General features: G+C 45.8%; 22 protein-coding genes and 1 pseudogene. 12 read left to right on the plus strand and 11 right to left on the minus strand.

Translation table 11 applies throughout. The features are described from left to right. Positions 1-124: 124 nt before the first annotated feature. The 9 genes from HP552_RS05930 (at position 125) to HP552_RS05970 (ending at position 4,214) form a co-directional block, all read left to right on the plus strand. A complete protein-coding gene (locus HP552_RS05930) occupies positions 125-313 on the plus strand; it encodes a hypothetical protein (RefSeq protein WP_175394650.1) in 189 nt (62 codons plus the stop codon). 51 nt (positions 314-364) lie between these two features. Further along, positions 365-733: a hypothetical protein gene (locus HP552_RS05935; protein WP_175394651.1), complete on the plus strand. Its 369-nt coding sequence runs from the start codon at positions 365-367 to the stop codon at positions 731-733. Positions 734-746: 13 nt separating this feature from the next. Next, entirely contained in the window at positions 747-956 is a 210-nt protein-coding gene (locus HP552_RS05940) for a holin (RefSeq protein ID WP_175394652.1), read from the plus strand. After that, positions 949-1,671: an N-acetylmuramoyl-L-alanine amidase gene (locus HP552_RS05945; protein WP_175394653.1), complete on the plus strand. Its 723-nt coding sequence runs from the start codon at positions 949-951 to the stop codon at positions 1,669-1,671. Before HP552_RS05940 ends, HP552_RS05945 begins: the two co-directional genes overlap by 8 nt. Before the next feature lie 462 nt (positions 1,672-2,133). Beyond that, positions 2,134-2,466, plus strand: a complete 333-nt coding sequence (locus tag HP552_RS05950) for a YolD-like family protein (RefSeq protein WP_175394654.1) — start codon at positions 2,134-2,136, stop codon at positions 2,464-2,466. Between the two features lie 84 nt (positions 2,467-2,550). Then, the gene (locus tag HP552_RS05955; RefSeq protein ID WP_175394655.1) at positions 2,551-3,177 is read left to right on the plus strand and encodes a hypothetical protein; all 627 of its coding nucleotides are present in this window, start codon (positions 2,551-2,553) and stop codon (positions 3,175-3,177) included. Then, the gene (locus HP552_RS05960; protein WP_175394656.1) at positions 3,174-3,710 is read left to right on the plus strand and encodes an accessory gene regulator B family protein; all 537 of its coding nucleotides are present in this window, start codon (positions 3,174-3,176) and stop codon (positions 3,708-3,710) included. Before HP552_RS05955 ends, HP552_RS05960 begins: the two co-directional genes overlap by 4 nt. Next, a complete protein-coding gene (locus HP552_RS05965) occupies positions 3,707-3,832 on the plus strand; it encodes a cyclic lactone autoinducer peptide (RefSeq protein ID WP_175394657.1) in 126 nt (41 codons plus the stop codon). The genes HP552_RS05960 and HP552_RS05965 overlap by 4 nt, the downstream gene beginning before the upstream one ends. A gap of 10 nt (positions 3,833-3,842) precedes the next feature. Further along, a complete protein-coding gene (locus HP552_RS05970; RefSeq protein ID WP_175394658.1) occupies positions 3,843-4,214 on the plus strand; it encodes a hypothetical protein in 372 nt (123 codons plus the stop codon). Between the two features lie 231 nt (positions 4,215-4,445). Here the strand turns inward: HP552_RS05970 and HP552_RS05975 are convergent, their stop codons facing one another. Beyond that, complete coding sequence (locus HP552_RS05975; RefSeq protein WP_175394659.1) at positions 4,446-4,628, minus strand: helix-turn-helix domain-containing protein; 183 nt, start codon at positions 4,626-4,628, stop codon at positions 4,446-4,448. 107 nt (positions 4,629-4,735) lie between these two features. On the opposite strand from HP552_RS05975, the gene HP552_RS05980 reads away from it, so the two are divergent. Beyond that, positions 4,736-4,972, plus strand: a complete 237-nt coding sequence (locus HP552_RS05980) for a hypothetical protein (protein WP_175394660.1) — start codon at positions 4,736-4,738, stop codon at positions 4,970-4,972. Between the two features lie 180 nt (positions 4,973-5,152). Then, positions 5,153-6,109 (plus strand): annotated as a pseudogene (locus HP552_RS05985) (helicase-related protein); the annotation flags it as partial. A 144-nt stretch (positions 6,110-6,253) separates the two neighbouring features. On the opposite strand, the gene HP552_RS05990 reads toward HP552_RS05985, so the two are convergent. Next, positions 6,254-6,466 carry a hypothetical protein gene (locus tag HP552_RS05990; protein ID WP_175394662.1) on the minus strand — a complete coding sequence of 71 codons (213 nt, stop codon included), beginning with the start codon at positions 6,464-6,466 and terminating at the stop codon, positions 6,254-6,256. A 297-nt stretch (positions 6,467-6,763) separates the two neighbouring features. Between HP552_RS05990 and HP552_RS05995 the strand changes: the two genes are divergently transcribed. Continuing rightward, on the plus strand, positions 6,764-7,174 hold the full coding sequence (locus tag HP552_RS05995) for a ComF family protein (protein WP_175394663.1): 411 nt from the start codon (positions 6,764-6,766) through the stop codon (positions 7,172-7,174). A 335-nt stretch (positions 7,175-7,509) separates the two neighbouring features. Here HP552_RS05995 and HP552_RS06000 read toward each other — a convergent pair whose 3' ends face one another. Genes HP552_RS06000 through HP552_RS06040 form a run of 9 tightly spaced genes read right to left on the minus strand, consistent with a single transcriptional unit; the run spans position 7,510 to position 14,636 of the window. Beyond that, the gene (locus HP552_RS06000; protein ID WP_175394664.1) at positions 7,510-10,320 is read right to left on the minus strand and encodes an ATP-binding protein; all 2,811 of its coding nucleotides are present in this window, start codon (positions 10,318-10,320) and stop codon (positions 7,510-7,512) included. Continuing rightward, a complete protein-coding gene (locus HP552_RS06005) occupies positions 10,301-10,744 on the minus strand; it encodes a hypothetical protein (protein ID WP_175394665.1) in 444 nt (147 codons plus the stop codon). The genes HP552_RS06000 and HP552_RS06005 overlap by 20 nt, the downstream gene beginning before the upstream one ends. Positions 10,745-10,759: 15 nt before the next feature. Then, entirely contained in the window at positions 10,760-11,503 is a 744-nt protein-coding gene (locus HP552_RS06010; protein WP_175394666.1) for a hypothetical protein, read from the minus strand. A gap of 19 nt (positions 11,504-11,522) precedes the next feature. Further along, entirely contained in the window at positions 11,523-11,924 is a 402-nt protein-coding gene (locus tag HP552_RS06015) for a hypothetical protein (protein WP_175394667.1), read from the minus strand. Continuing rightward, a complete protein-coding gene (locus HP552_RS06020; RefSeq protein WP_175394668.1) occupies positions 11,917-12,345 on the minus strand; it encodes a hypothetical protein in 429 nt (142 codons plus the stop codon). Before HP552_RS06020 ends, HP552_RS06015 begins: the two co-directional genes overlap by 8 nt. 36 nt (positions 12,346-12,381) lie before the next feature. Continuing rightward, entirely contained in the window at positions 12,382-12,735 is a 354-nt protein-coding gene (locus HP552_RS06025) for a hypothetical protein (RefSeq protein WP_175394669.1), read from the minus strand. After that, positions 12,735-13,730, minus strand: coding sequence for an ATP-binding protein (locus HP552_RS06030; protein ID WP_175394670.1), 996 nt, complete (start codon positions 13,728-13,730; stop codon positions 12,735-12,737). Before HP552_RS06030 ends, HP552_RS06025 begins: the two co-directional genes overlap by 1 nt. Positions 13,731-13,766: 36 nt before the next feature. Continuing rightward, on the minus strand, positions 13,767-14,267 hold the full coding sequence (locus tag HP552_RS06035; protein WP_175394671.1) for a hypothetical protein: 501 nt from the start codon (positions 14,265-14,267) through the stop codon (positions 13,767-13,769). A gap of 24 nt (positions 14,268-14,291) precedes the next feature. After that, on the minus strand, positions 14,292-14,636 hold the full coding sequence (locus HP552_RS06040; RefSeq protein WP_175394672.1) for a hypothetical protein: 345 nt from the start codon (positions 14,634-14,636) through the stop codon (positions 14,292-14,294). Positions 14,637-14,871: the final 235 nt, after the last annotated feature.

The following is a 14,871-nucleotide window of genomic DNA, read 5'->3' on the forward strand; positions in this document are numbered from 1 at the left end:
GGGACAGTTTTCTTCAAATTCTTCATCAGTTCTATAAGCTTTTATTTTGAGGCACCTCCTTTCTGTCGGAGCATTATTCGACAAGTTTGGGGGTGTTTCCTTTTGCCTGAAAGGAGGTGAGACATTGAAGGCGACACATCAGGTACAAATCACGGCAGACATTTCAAAGCCAGTTGAAGAGATTGCCGAAATCATTTCATTGTTCTTGGGGATGGCTCCAGTGGAACGACAAAAAGAAATTCTGGAGGCTTTAGACCAGTTGGTAGGCGATGCTTTGGCGGGTCTGGAAGTGAAATCAGATTCAGATAAATAGAGAGAGAAAGTGGGGGAGCAGATGGAACAACATACAGGAGGTGTGATGGACATGCAAGTGCAGTTTCAGGAAAACATGAACACGCTTGTTACTTTGCAGTTGCAGCTTGTCAGGATTGAAGAGGGCATTAAACCTTTGGCCGCATTGGTTCCGGCTGTTGCTGAAGTTAGGGACGTATCCAAAGAAGCACTACAGACTGCGCAGCAAACGGCAGCTAAAGTTATAGAGCTTGAAGCGGAATTGAAGAAAACAGCCGATGTTGCTTATGAAGCAAAACGCCGTGCGGAGGATGCTCTATCACGTCTGGATAAACAAGAAAAATGGAACGATTGGCTGAAGAAAGCCTTCTTGGGTCCAGTGATTACAACGCTACTTGGTTTAGTTATCACGGCCGTTTGGGCTGTATTTAAATTGTCTTAGGGGGAGTGTAATTATGACAAAAAAATGGTGGCAAGCAGCAGGCGTAAGAGCGATTAAGACAGGGGCGCAGGTTGCTATTGGTGTTATTGGTGCAACTACTCTATATTCTGAGGTCGATTGGCGTGTAGTGGGCGGGACAGTCGTATTATCCGTGATTACCAGCCTACTCACAAGTTTGGCGGGATTACCAGAAGTAAGCAAAGGAGATGGCGCAGATGTTTAAAGTATGGGTTGATGCAGGACACGGTGGTAAAGATCCGGGAGCAGTGGCAAACGGAATTCAAGAAAAAGATATTGCCCTGAAGGTTTCGCTAGGCATTAAGGAACGGCTTGAATCCAGATACGATAACGTTCAAGTGTTGTTGTCGAGATCCACAGATGTATTCCTGGAACTTCGTGATCGAACAAACAAGGCGAACGCAGCCGGTGCTGACATTCTGGTGTCCATCCATTGCAACGCTGGTGGGGGCAAAGGCGGGTTTGAGTCCTTCAGATACACTTCTGCCTCTCAAACCAGTATTAAGCTTCAGGACGTATTGCACAAGTCGATCATGGGCAAGCTGGGCGGCATTGATCGTGGCCAGAAAGCGCAGAATTTGCACATGGTCCGTGAATCCAAAATGCCAGCGGTCCTGACGGAAAACCTATTTGTCGATGTGGCAGCTGATGCTGATCGATTGAAGCAAACTAATGTGATCGATGCAATTATTGACGGTCACGTTCAGGGGATTGCTACCTATTTGGGACTTAATAAAACGGCAAAGGAGGACAATACAATGGCAAATGAACGCGATATCAATGTAGTAAGTCCATGGGCAAAGGAAGCGTGGGATCAAATGACTAATGCCGGTTACTTTGATGGGAAACGTCCTGGAGCTCCTATTACTCGCGAAGAAATGGCTATTGTACTAAAACGGTTGATTAGCAGTCTTAAATAATGAACATGCTCTGCTGGCTTATTGCTGGCAGAGTTTTTGATTCAATTTGCATTCATACATACAGATCAATTCAATTTAAATTGATTTTGAATTCTTTTATTTGGTTCCCTAAATCTGAGAGAATCAGCGCAATTAACAGCAGGATTAAAAGCAAAGTCCCTTTAACAAATCCCATATATTCCTGTTGCTAAACGAACGTGGGTTCGCATATAATAGCATACAAACATACGTTCTTACTAATTGGAGGGTTGAACATGCCGGTGAAATACATAGGGCGGTTAGTCGAAATCATTTACCAGGACAAAACAGGCCAGATAACCAAGCGCCGAATTCAGGTTAAAAGCGTGCGATCAGGGTTAGTCCGAGCTGATGATTTGCTATCGGGTATGCCTCGCACCTTTAAAACTGACAACATCCTGGCATGTAACCCAATCCAAACATCAGCATAGGAGGCGGTTAGTTATGGCTGGCAAGCTCTTTGAAAACGGACTATTTGAAAGCTCCAGAATAATTCTTCCAGAACACAGGGAGAAATTATTGGAGCACAAGAGGGAACAGCAGCGTAGGGAAAAGCCTATTCTCGATGAACAAGCGATAGAGGAAATTGTCAGAGCATTGGCAGTTTCATATGCAGAAAAAATGACGGTTGATCTTATCCTTTTCGATCCATTTAAGGATGAATCGGTCAGTGGGGTAGTGATTGGGATCAATCGCACTCAAAATAAAGTCAACCTGTTGTTAGAAGAAGATGAAAGAGCAATAGAAATCACAAAAATAATCTCGGCAAACGTCTAAATTTGTATGTTTTTGGCTATGGAATTTCCATTCATTCCGGTATAATTTAAGTATAAAATATACCGCTGTGAAGGAGAATGCACCATGTGGGAGCCAGTGCGGTTTCTGCTCTTTTCAACACTCGAAACAATGTCGGCCTTTGCTCTTATGCTTGCTATTTTTAGGTTAAAGGTTAAGAACTACATTTGGCCTGGACTTTTCGTGAGTTTGCTTATGAATTTACAGAGCTACCTTATGCGTGAAGAGGCTTCAATGTCCGCTTTAGCTCCGGCGATCAGCACAGTATTGTTTATTCTCTTAATTACAACTGTCGTGAAGGTTCCTGTAATGTGGTCATCCATAATCGCTATCCTAGGCACCTTCAGTTACACCGTAGTTCAAACGGCTATAATGCTTCTTTTCTTCCGGGGAGTACCTACCGAATCACTGGCAACATCTGTTGAGGGATCTGCACTACAAGCAGCATCTAGCGTGGTTGCACTAGGGGTCACATATTTCCTCCTTAAATTTAAAATTGGGTTTGCTGCTGACTTCGAGAAATTCAGATTTAAATGGGAACACGTCGGAGTTGTTGCTTTTATTATATTTTCGTTATTGGCATCTACGATGATGTTCTATCTCAATAATATGCTATTGGTTATCGTCCATATGGTTTTGGCCGTGGGACTCTTCCTTTATTACGCTATACGGAAGGAGAAAGAAGAATTTTGATTGAGGCAGCCGCTTGGCGAATCGCTAAGCATATAAAAACTGTTGTGCCGAATCATCCAGCTCCAATAGAAAACTTGAATCATTCGCTTATCATAACGTTGAATTTTTTTACGGTAATAGCATTGTCGGTACTGGGGTCGTTTTTCACAGGTCACGGAAGAGAAACAGCAATCATCCTAATATCATTTGCACTGCTAAGGCAGCTCACTGGAGGTTTGCATCTTGAATCAAGTACCTGGTGCGCAGTAGCCACCGCTGGAACAGCAACATTGCTTTCATTAATTTCGTTAAGTCATATAACGACACTTGTATTGACGGTAGTCGGGTTAATATGCGTTCTAATTTTCGCACCAGCCGGAATAGAGGATCAGACTATAATCCCTGAGAGATTTTATCCGATATTAAAAGTAGCGGGTATAATTATCATTACTTCAAACTTCTGGATTGAATCGTCTCATACAGCCATTGCTTTCTGTGCTCAGGGCCTGATGCTTGCAGCGTATGTATTATTTAAAGGAGGTGAAAAGATATGAAAACAAAATTGTACTCTGTGGTTGCAACAGCGTTGTCTGCTTTGGCTGTAGTTTCGGTTATGCCAGCAAGTTTGGCGTGGGTGTCCAATCCAAAACCGCCAAAACATCTACTGAGAAAATAGGAGTGGTAATATGTTGTCTGTAACGACTACGCCGGAAGGTGGGAAAATCGAAGAAATCCACATTGAGACTTTACTCTATATGACGTGGGAAAGAACGATTGATAGATCAACGATTTATTCAAGAGAAGGAATTTTTTATTTACCTGGACCGGTTAAGTATTGGTTGAATGCAATTAATAATATGGGTTATAAATTTCTTCATGTTGATCGGGCAACTATTATCAATACCGAGAATGTTGTATCCGTAAACGAGATATATAAAGAAGCTTTTTTTGATAAGGAAGTTTCTAAAAAATCTATTCGTTGCGAGATAGTTAATCATAGATACAAAGCCTTCATAGAGGAATTGACGATCATGAACCCTAGAGTGATCTTGACATAAGGAGCCGTGTTCACGGTTCTTTTTTTTGTAAATATGCGGTTTTAACTATGTCGAATGATGTAGAAATATAGGACGAACTCAGCGCGCCCAATTTATGTTTACATGAGGCTAATTATGGGATTTAATAGATATGTGAGGTATGAAAATCTTGGGGTTGGTGTAATGTTTCTGGGCATTTTTTACCTGGGGTAAACTTTCTGCCGGGGAGGGGCTTTCGCCTCCACCGTTCGCCTAGTCATCCCATTCGTGCAATTCTTCCATAGTACAACGGAGTATTCTTGCAGCGTGGGCTGCGTTCTGATACGAAAATTGCTTCTTTCCAGAGATGACTTGAGATATGAATCCGTCAGATAGGTTCAGTTCTCTAGCAAGATCAGTCGCTTTGATCTTGCGTTTGGCTAAGAGGTACGGCAAACGGCTCCTCCCCGGTACGGGGTTCATCCATTTACACCTCATGCCTTTGATTTTCAATTGTTATTATATTCTAATTAGTCTCAAAATAACAACATGGGAGGTTCATAATGGATAAAGGTGAAGCACATAATAGTCAAGACGAAAAGAGGATCAACTCGATAATCGATGTAGTCGTTTCTGATGCAACCGGTGAGGAATATAAGTGTTTTGTCGAACTAATTAACAGCGGGAAACCTATAGATGAATTGGCCTTCGATTTAGAAAATCTATACCTGGAACAAACCAGGAAAGCAGTAATTCATGCATACAAAATGGGTGCAGCAGATGCAAGCCATAATACATAAAAAAAGAGTGGAAGCCATCGGATTAACCGGGGTTTCCACTCTTTTTTTATTGACCACCGTGACCACAGTTTGACCACACAAGCCCCGCAAAACTCGCATAACTCGCAAACAATGAACAGGTAAATCCGAACGGAATGCACACACCGCAAAACTCGCAAACAATGAACATTCAATTAAAATACAGAAATGATTTTCCCGCTGCTCCAGCATACGCTGGAGCGCGGCGGGCGAGCGCTTGTAGCAACGCCGCGCAGAGACGTGGTACTGGAGCTGGCGCCACGTCTCTCCAAAGCCTTCCCTGACGTTACGCTGGCCACCCTGTACGGAGGCAGCACCGAACGTTGGAAAGATGCACAGCTTACCCTCGCGACCACGCATCAGCTGATGCGTTTTTACCAAGGGTTTGATCTGGTCATTATCGACGAGCTCGACGCATTTCCTTATCACAATGATCCCATGCTCGCTCATGCCGCAGCGGCTTCATGCAAGCCCGATGGGAATTTCATATATTTGTCTGCTACCCCGCCAGCCCGGTTACAGAAAGAAGTGGCACAGGGAAAGCTCACCCATGCCAGAGTGCCGGTACGCTTTCACCGCTATCCTTTGCCTGTGCCTCAATTAATCAAGATGCCTACTGTTGCTGAATGTATCAAAAAACGGAATCTTCCCGCCACCTTGAAGAACAGCATCCAAACTTCCTTGCAGCGCGATGCCCAGGTGTTTGTATTCGTAACGCGCATTGCTCAGATTGAGGCATTTGTTGACCTGATGCGCCGTATATTCCCGCAGATCCATATCGAAGGAACGTCATCTCAAGATATGGACAGGGCTAGTAAAGTAATGGCATTCCGCGAACGAGACATCCGTCTGTTGGTGACGACCACCATTCTGGAGCGGGGAGTGACCATTCCACGCAGCGACGTATTTATTTTGGATGCGGATAATGGGCTCTTCGATGAGGCTTCACTGGTACAGATGGCGGGCAGAGCAGGGCGATCCATGGATGATCCGGCAGGCAGAGTCGTCTTTGCATCCTCCCGACGCACACGATCTCAGGTTAAGGCAGTGGCACAAATTAAGAAAATGAACACCATTGCCCGCCGCAATGGCTACCTGCACCCCCAGCCTCAACCATAAATCCATTCCATCCTAGGAGGTTACGGCGCAATGCTCAATCGGCTTAACGATATAACCGACTTTGTTCACCAACTTACCCATCGCATACATAACCTGTTCGCCCCGCCTGGCTCAACCTGCCTGACCTGTGGCACCCGTGCCGTACTATCTCCAACCTACCCAGGGATTTGTACGCGCTGCGTGAAACAGATTCCCTGGATTCGCTCCATTCGCTGTCAGCGCTGTGGCCGGGCCATCGGCTGTCCGGACTGTATCCGTCCACATATGCAAAACCGTTCGTTCATCTGCAACCGCAGTGCCGTCCAGTACAATGCCCTTATGAAAGAATGGATCGGTATGTACAAATTCAGAGGCCATGAACGCTACGCGCCGCTGTTAACGTCGCTTCTTATTCAAGCTTATCAAGCTATATGCGAAGAAATGAGTTCGGTTGTGGCAAAAGAAACCCCGGCTTCCGTGGCGCATCCCGCCACCTCTGCTTCACCTCCGGTGGATGCCGGCTTACATCCACCAAGCCCGCGCACGTCAACGGACGTGCGCGTCCAGGCGCCTAGCGCGCACGCTTCACCAGCCGTACGCGTCCATGCCCAAGCAGCGACGGGCCGTCCGCAGTCGCTGCTCCCAAGCCCCAAGCCGCGATGGCGGCCTGACGCGGTGACTTACGTCCCGGTCAGCGACGAACGCCTTGCCGAGCGCGGCTTCAACCAGGCCGAGCGGCTCGGTGCCGGACTCGCCGCAGCCTGCCGCCTACCCGTGGTTGATCTGCTGCAGCGCCGCATCAACACCACCAAGCAGAGCTTCAAGACACGCGGTGAGCGGATCGAGACCATGAAGGAGGCTTTTTCAATAAACCGGGGTACAGTGGATATCTTGAGGGAGATCTATATGGGAAAAGCAGCACCTAATCGTCTGAGAATACACTCTTCTCCACTCCGATTGCTGCTAATCGATGATATTTATACGACAGGGAGCACCCTGGATGCATGCGGGAGAGTGATTTTAAATGCCGGTTTGACTCTCAATATTCCCATAGAGATCTATACACTAACATTGGCAAGATCCTAGGCATTGTAACATGAGCTGAGTATCTTACTGTATAAGATGAACTTAAACATTTACAGAGAACGAAGAGTGTAGAATTAGTCTGGAGAAGCAGGGTGGTCTCGTTTACCTCCCCAATGTTCCTTTTGCAGGAGGGAATCAAAAAATCCGGGAATAACAGTGATCGGAAGATGGTACTGCAATCTTAGCGGTGTAGTGCTAAGATTATGGGTTCAACTTCAATGGATAAATAAAAAGGGGTCCATGATGAATTCGAAAATTTACCATGGGCCCTAAGTTATATGAATTACAGCAGACAAGAAAGATGGAAGCTTGCTGTACAGTAACTGTCTCGGATTTTAGTATATTTGTCTTTCGATCCATCCTTCGGGGCTTAAGTTTTTTACTCCGAAGAATACCTCGAGCAGATCAAGCTGATCGCCAAATTCCGCAATCATCATTGCATAGCACAACTGTTTGCGATGATCAGGCTTCATCAGCTCTGTATGGATATGTTCTGACAAATTGGCTTTCTTCAGCAGTTGATCGACCAGCAGCAGACTTTCATAGTGCACCGGTTTACTTTGTGCGGCAATAAAGCCCATAAGCTCCTGAATGCTGATCGGCAGCAGGAACCGGAAACTCTGATATTTATCGTATACCGCAGAGAACTTATGCATCGGGTGTTCCATGCTTCTGCTTCGGAACAGCCCTCTGATGTTATGAACCATATAGACCAGCGGATCGGTACTTGCTTCTATTTCTTCTATTAATTGAACAAGCTTTATATACGGAATATGCTCCGTAAACAGCTTGGATCTGAAATACCGTTCCAAAAGCTTGCTCCACCAGTAATTCCGATTGGCAGACTGCAGCAGCAGGCCAAACCGTTCTTCCACCATCTCGGCCAAACGATGCTCTACAGCGGACTGCAACTCAGGGAATAACAGACAGGTATTAATCATCCTGTAGCAATCCTCAATAAAAACGTCATGCTGCAGCAGATAATCCTCCGTACTAAACAAGGTGACATTCGGACGCTGCACATCCTTACGGTTGGAGGCCAGCGTGGCCGCATCTACGTCAACCTTCACCTTCATGGCCGTATCCACATCGCCATGGAAGATAATCGCTTCTCCTTGCTTCAGTCGGATCAACTCATCCATTTCATTGTCCTGGAGACCGATGGAATCACCGATAACTTGACGGTCGTCTTTGGCGAACAGGCGGTGGGCAATTTTGAGGTTGGTATTCTTGATAATATCCGGCGAGAGCTTGCTTGGAATCTGGTCGGCAACCAACATGCCTTGACCATAGGTGCGGATCTCTGAGAGCATATTATTAAAGGTTTCCACCGCTTTGCCCTTCATGTCAGCCTGCTCCTGATTGCCAGAGGCTTGTACATTCGCGAGTAACCGGTGTGCCTCCTCGATTACCAGCAGATGCTGCAGATCCTGGCTGTGAAGACCTTCTGACACATAGTATTCATAGATTGAAATGAGCAGTAGCCCCATAAGGAAAACCTTTTCCTGGTCATCTCCGATATGTTCCAGCTCAATGATGGTCGGTGTCTGCAGCAGCTTTTTGATGGATATCCCACTCCGGCAATTCAGTATGTTCCCTTTGGCACCGCTCAACAAACTGCCGATCCGAACCTTCAATGCGCCGCGAAGGTCACTGGACAATTCCGCAGAATAACCTGCTGCTTCGATAGCGGAATCAATAGCTCCATTTAAATCCTCCAGTGTAGGAAACAGCTGATCCCTGTGCAAACCGAGTTCATAAATATTCCGTCCTGAAATGAAATCCCATCCTGTACGGCGGTAAATATCATAAAAAGCTGTCTCCAAGATATACGGCATCGGCCCATACATTGGAAATGCAGCGATAAACACCGACTTCAAATGGTCCAAGTGAGTTTGGATGTGAATATGTTCAGGAAAGGCAAAGGGATTGATCTTTAGGCTGAAGGCCCCCTCAATGCCGAGGATATATCTTTTCAGCATAGGAATTGCCGTATCCAGATATTTGTACTCCGTCTTGGCAGGCTCCAAAACCAAAAAGGGCTTCTTCTGCTTATATACCTGCATCAGTATACTTTTGATCGTACTGGTTTTGCCGCTTCCCGTAACTCCTGCCACAAATGCATGTCTCGTCAGGTCAGCCAAAGGGAGTTTTACAGGGACTCTGGTTTCGTGCGTAAGGATCAGTCGTCCCAGGCTAATCGCTTTCTTGTCATCAGCGACGTCCCCGGCGATATCCGCCCCGAAGATCACCTTGCGATTTTGTTGGAAGCCCGGGACTGGCTTCATTGGAAACGCTATTAATGCCGCAAGGTTATTGACATTAACATAGTTCAAAAACTCTACGGGGGAGGCGCTCTGTGTTCTACGCAGTCGGTAGAGCGACTGGGAACCGGAACGTCGGGTAAATGTCTCCATTTTGGAGGCAATTAACGAAGCAATCCCTTGTCCGGCGTAGATTGTAAACTCAGCCGAACTGAAAACCGCTCCCTGGCTGTTCAAGGTATAGAGGTGATTCTCCAGAATGTCCAGCTGCTGCTTCACATTAATATTCACCAATTCATATGAACGGTTATCTCCACCCACCAACGTCTTCTTAATTTGATCAAACAGCTTGTTCTGTTCACCAATCTGTACCGTTGCCTTCTGTGTCATATCATTGATCGTCTGCTCTAGCAGGCTAATCTGCCTCGCTATTGAATCATCGTCTGCCGCACCTAGCTTAATTTGAAGCAGGAAGGTCTCACGCGGTAGGGCCCGAATCAGCTCATCCAGCAGGTTCTCCTCGCGTTCCTTCAATACTAACGGAGAAGCAGAACCCCGAAGCGTCATCTTTTCTTTGGCAAAAGAGGTATCTGGTACAAAGACTTCCTGTACCCAATCACAACGTGGGACCCAATGCTGCAGTACCGGTTGCATTGCATCTTCGTCCATTTGCACATAATAATGCAGCTGTTCTTCGTGATAATAAATTACGATCGAACCCGACTGTCCTTCAGTGCCGGCGTAATGCAGGTAATCGAGCATATCGCGGACCGCCGAATATCCTTCGTTCAGTTGGACCTCGATCTCTTCTTTTCCTTGGTATACATAATAGCTCTCTTGAGTGTCCTGTACAGCGAATTGTCTAATGCGATAGTAGGGCATGTGCCTCCAGCTCCCCCATATTCCAGAACAGGATGTATTCGTCTTGACCAAGCTGATCAGCGAGGCTGCAGCAAAGATCGGTGAACTCTTCAGGAAGCTGATCCCTTTGATGCTGCAGCAGGTCCAGCAGATCAGCTTTGTTAAACAGACCGTTCGAAAGCTTCGCACGAACTTCTCCCGCAGGCAGCCGGTTGATAACCGAATCCTCAATGCGTTCTACGGACACGCCTTCTTCGGAGAGCGCTGCAATTTGCTGCTGCACTTTCTCGGCACAGTCGCCCATACTCTCAAGGATGTCCACTCTTTCTTGAAAGGAAATTTCCCTGCTCACAGACAATGTCGCATATTCCCTAAATTTACCGTATCGTTTTTTGAGCTCCATATCTTTACTTTTAATTACGAGGATGATCATCTGCTCATTCACTGTTTCAGCTCTCCTTTAGCTCATAAATATCGCCAGCTGCACACTCTGGGATGGCAGTCCTGCAATGAGTTTGCCGCCTGCTTCCTCGATCTCCGTAATCACCTTGGCCGCAAGATCCGGATTTTGAAGCAGCGCTTTTGCTGTATTCTCGTTAATTACAACAAACGAATGGTCCGATATCTGCTTGCCTGCGGCGATCTGCTGCTGGAGTTCTCCGTTTAACAACTCGGACCTGAGATAGGGAAGTCCTCCATTCTTCACTTCGAAGGAGGCGGATTCACCTTTCATGAGGTCATAATTACGGTCGAGTGTAATCTCGCCACCCTGAATATTCATCTCGATCTGCCTCAGGTTAGCATTGGACTCCATTATTTGCAGATCAATTCGGTTCCCGCCAGCTGCATTCTCAAGCTGGACAGGAATCTGGGAGCGCATCTCACCATATTGCGAGAGTTTCGCCTCCATAAGGCTTTCGCCCATCTGCCCCTTAAGCTGGACATTGTTATATGCCTCCTGAACGGCATCTGGATTAGTCTGGGACAGCTCCCGAAATTCACTTAGCTTCCGATAATTTTCATTGTCCAGCAGGCCGTTTAGCTTCTCCATCGTTTCCTGACTTGGTGCAAGTTCTGCGGAACCGTTCCATTCCGCTGCTTTATGGCTGATTTCCAGTGATTTTTGTACTGTCTCCTGCATGGCAGCTGATTCAGCGGCCTTCTCTGTCATGATTGCTGTCGTTGTCAGTATTGCTGGCTCCATCTATTATTCTAGCCTCCTCTTAGTACGTAATGTTTGCGGCCGTCTGCTTGGGGGCGTCGATCTCATAAACGACCCGCTGAACCTCCACCAGCTCGTTTATTGCTTCTTTGGTTAGTACACGGCTCGACAATACTTCTTCATGCATTTTTTTGATCCATTCACCCTTGGTATTTTGAAAATAAAACTCTGTTTTCACAGCTATTCTGCGGCTATTGGGCACATAATCAAAGGTCAGGCGGCCCGAAATAAACGTTAATTCTCCGCGTTCCATCTCGGCCAGAATGATTTTGTCACTTCCTTCGGAATACCGATCTGCCAGTTCATGCAGAAGGATAGGACTCACTCGTTTTATTCTAAAAAGTGCATAGGTCACAGTAACAGCAAGCAGCGCACCCCCAATGGCAATCACTTTACTAAACATGCATTCCGCCCCCTGCTTCCGGTTCTGTAAGTTCAAAATCAATCTGCTTCAACCGCTTAAGTTCATTCCTGCTGTCCAGCAGCATGATATTCAGCGGCATTGCCGCCGACTGGTTTTTCTTGACAACCCATTCTCCATCAGGTCGCTTGAAATAAGCCTCCAAGCCGACCACATAACCAAGCTCATCTTCTGTAATCGCGATATACAGCTTTCCGCCGACAAAGACGAGGCCTTCTCTGCGTACCGCGTCCAGAATCAAGTCATCCGTTGATTTATCATATAATTGCGCAAGTTCATCAATGGTATAATTTTTTTTAGTGTTGTCGTATACTCGCTTCGCTACTTCTTCCCGCACATACTTCTCTAACAGTTCAAATCGATCAATAATACCTTTATGGGACTTCGCCGCAGGCTCCTGCATCTTTCCGCCTCCATCTATTCAACGTTATTTGCTATTCTAGATTACCAGCTTCAGTTCTTTCTCGAGGTCCTGCGAGATATCGACTTCCTGGTTCATTTTCTTCGCTTTTGCCAGAATTTCCGGCGGCACCTCAGATTCCGGAACGGTTTTGGTTATGGTTGTCTCATGCCATTTGCCTTCCTCGTCCAGTTGATAGCTCTTGGCAATTTCCTGAAAGCCTTCGGCTATTTTCTTGGCAAAGACCTTCACGCCAATGACCGCAGCCTTGACTGCCTTCACCACTTTCTTGACCAGCGTATTCAACCATTTTCTGATATCATCCCAAAATGCGGCAATAATTCCTGCTGTCGCTGCTGCCGCAGCAGCAACTAACAATGCTGTAAATATCATTAATTCTGACCTCCCTGGATAAAATGATTGCCAAGCTGCTGTTTCACATATGCCTCGCTAACCGGTCTGGTTTCAATCGTGACATTGTTGTTGGCCTGGATACTTTGCTTAATAGAGCTGAGCGCTTCGAATAAGTGTTCATGTCTTACAATAAGTTCCGGAGTGCCAGCGCCCTTGAATGCGGCCATCAGAACGGCATTGGAAATGTCACTGCCTGAAATGCCGTCAAATTGCCTCGCGGTTTCTTCAATACGGATGTCATTAGGCATTTGCGGTGGAATCAGCTTCTGAAGCAATCGGGCACGACCCTCGGCATCTGGTAGTTCAAACTCGATATGAGCCAATATGCGCCGCATGAAGGCAGGATCGAAATTGGATATGTAATTGGTTGCGAATAGAATAATACTCTTGTAATCATTAAGCAGGGTCAGCATTACAGAACGTGTTTGATTCACACTCGTATCTGTAGCATTATTCATATTGGTAACCCTGCGGCTAAGAATGGCATCTGCTTCGTCGAAAAAAAGCACACTGCCAGTTTGTTCAGCCGTCTGAAACGCTTTGGTTAAGTTTTTGGGTGTATCCCCCACGTATTTAGACTCAATGTCCGCATAGTTGATAATCATCAGTGGCATATTCAAATGGTTAGCAATTGCATGTGCTACCATCGTTTTGCCTGTGCCTGGGGGGCCGTACAGGTTGATGCCGATCTTGCTGGCATGTTTGTGTGTTTGCGAAAGACCCCAATCTCCAAAGACCAAATCTCCTTTTTCTTTAATTGCAAGGGCGTTTCGAATCGAATCTAGTGTTTTCTCAGGCAAGATAACATCGTTGAAGCTATATTTTGGAGGAACAGGAATAAAAGAGAGGGGGGTGTTCTCCACTTGTCTGCTTTCTTTATTTTCCCTTGAAACATTAGTTTCAAGCATTGCTTCCGAACTTGCTGAAATCTCCGTATGGACTGCTTGTTGATCTCTCCTCTTACCGATGGCCATATGTACAACTCCTTTTAATTTTGCTGAGGGGGTTCATTAATCTACGATAAAATGTGTAGTGATGACGCCCTGCGGATAATCCCTTTGTTCAGTCCAGCGGAACAACATGCTGCCTTCCAATCCGAACTCTATGATTTCCACTTTGCCCTGTTGATGTAATTGCTCCAGTACGTTCACAAGAGCCTGTCTGCTAGGAGCACCCTCTACCTTGTTGAGTAGATCTTCCATTGATGCGATCTCATTCTCGTGGAAAACCCGGGTCACGCGGATTTCCAAAGGTTCCGGACCCAGATATCGGATTAGCCAAATCACTAAGACGCAGGCAGCAATGACTAGAAGTGCCCAAGCACCAATGACAGTAAACAAATATATAAAGAAGGCAATAATTGCTACAGGAACTGCTATAATCATTGCCCATTTCACAATGTAATACAGCGCAACAAACACGAGCTTAACTAGAGAAATGACCAGACTGATCAGAAACACAATGAGTCCGATCCCTAAAACAATGCCTATGATACCCAGTATGATAGCCATTCCGAATTCCTCCTCTCATCATATTTATGTATGGAGCTTCGCTGCCAACTCGTTAGTAATATCCCGTTCAACGCCCATGTGCGCCATTTGCCGTATTTCAGGCGGCACTTCATCCGCTGATACTTCCCGCGTAGTCACCGTTTCGTTCCAGCGGTCATTGTGATCTTTCACATAATGCTTCGATGTCTCTTGGAAGCCACTGCCCAGTTTACGCAAAAACAGCTTGGTCCCATAAATTGATCGTTTAATCCATTCTTGAACTTTTTGGATGGATCGCTTTAACCACGAAATGGTTTCATTCCAGAAGGTTACGATTAACGTACCTCCTACCAATAAAGTGGCTGCGACGATCAAGGAAGTTATAATCATCTGACTCTCTATCTCCTCATCTTGAGCAATATAGGTGATCTATAATGCCTATAAATAGTAATTCTTACCTAGTAATAATAATGACATATGGACCATATTGGTAGTCCTATATTTTTAAAAGTTTAATATGATTGCGTTCAAGTAGTCGTTTGTAAATAAGAAAAGGTGATTTGACAGCTAATGAGTTTGGCTTCGAGATAAATTTATTATTTTATATAGTTAAAGAGCGTATTGA

This window comes from Paenibacillus xylanilyticus (assembly GCF_013359935.1).
Classification (GTDB): Bacteria; Bacillota; Bacilli; order Paenibacillales; family Paenibacillaceae; genus Paenibacillus; species Paenibacillus xylanilyticus.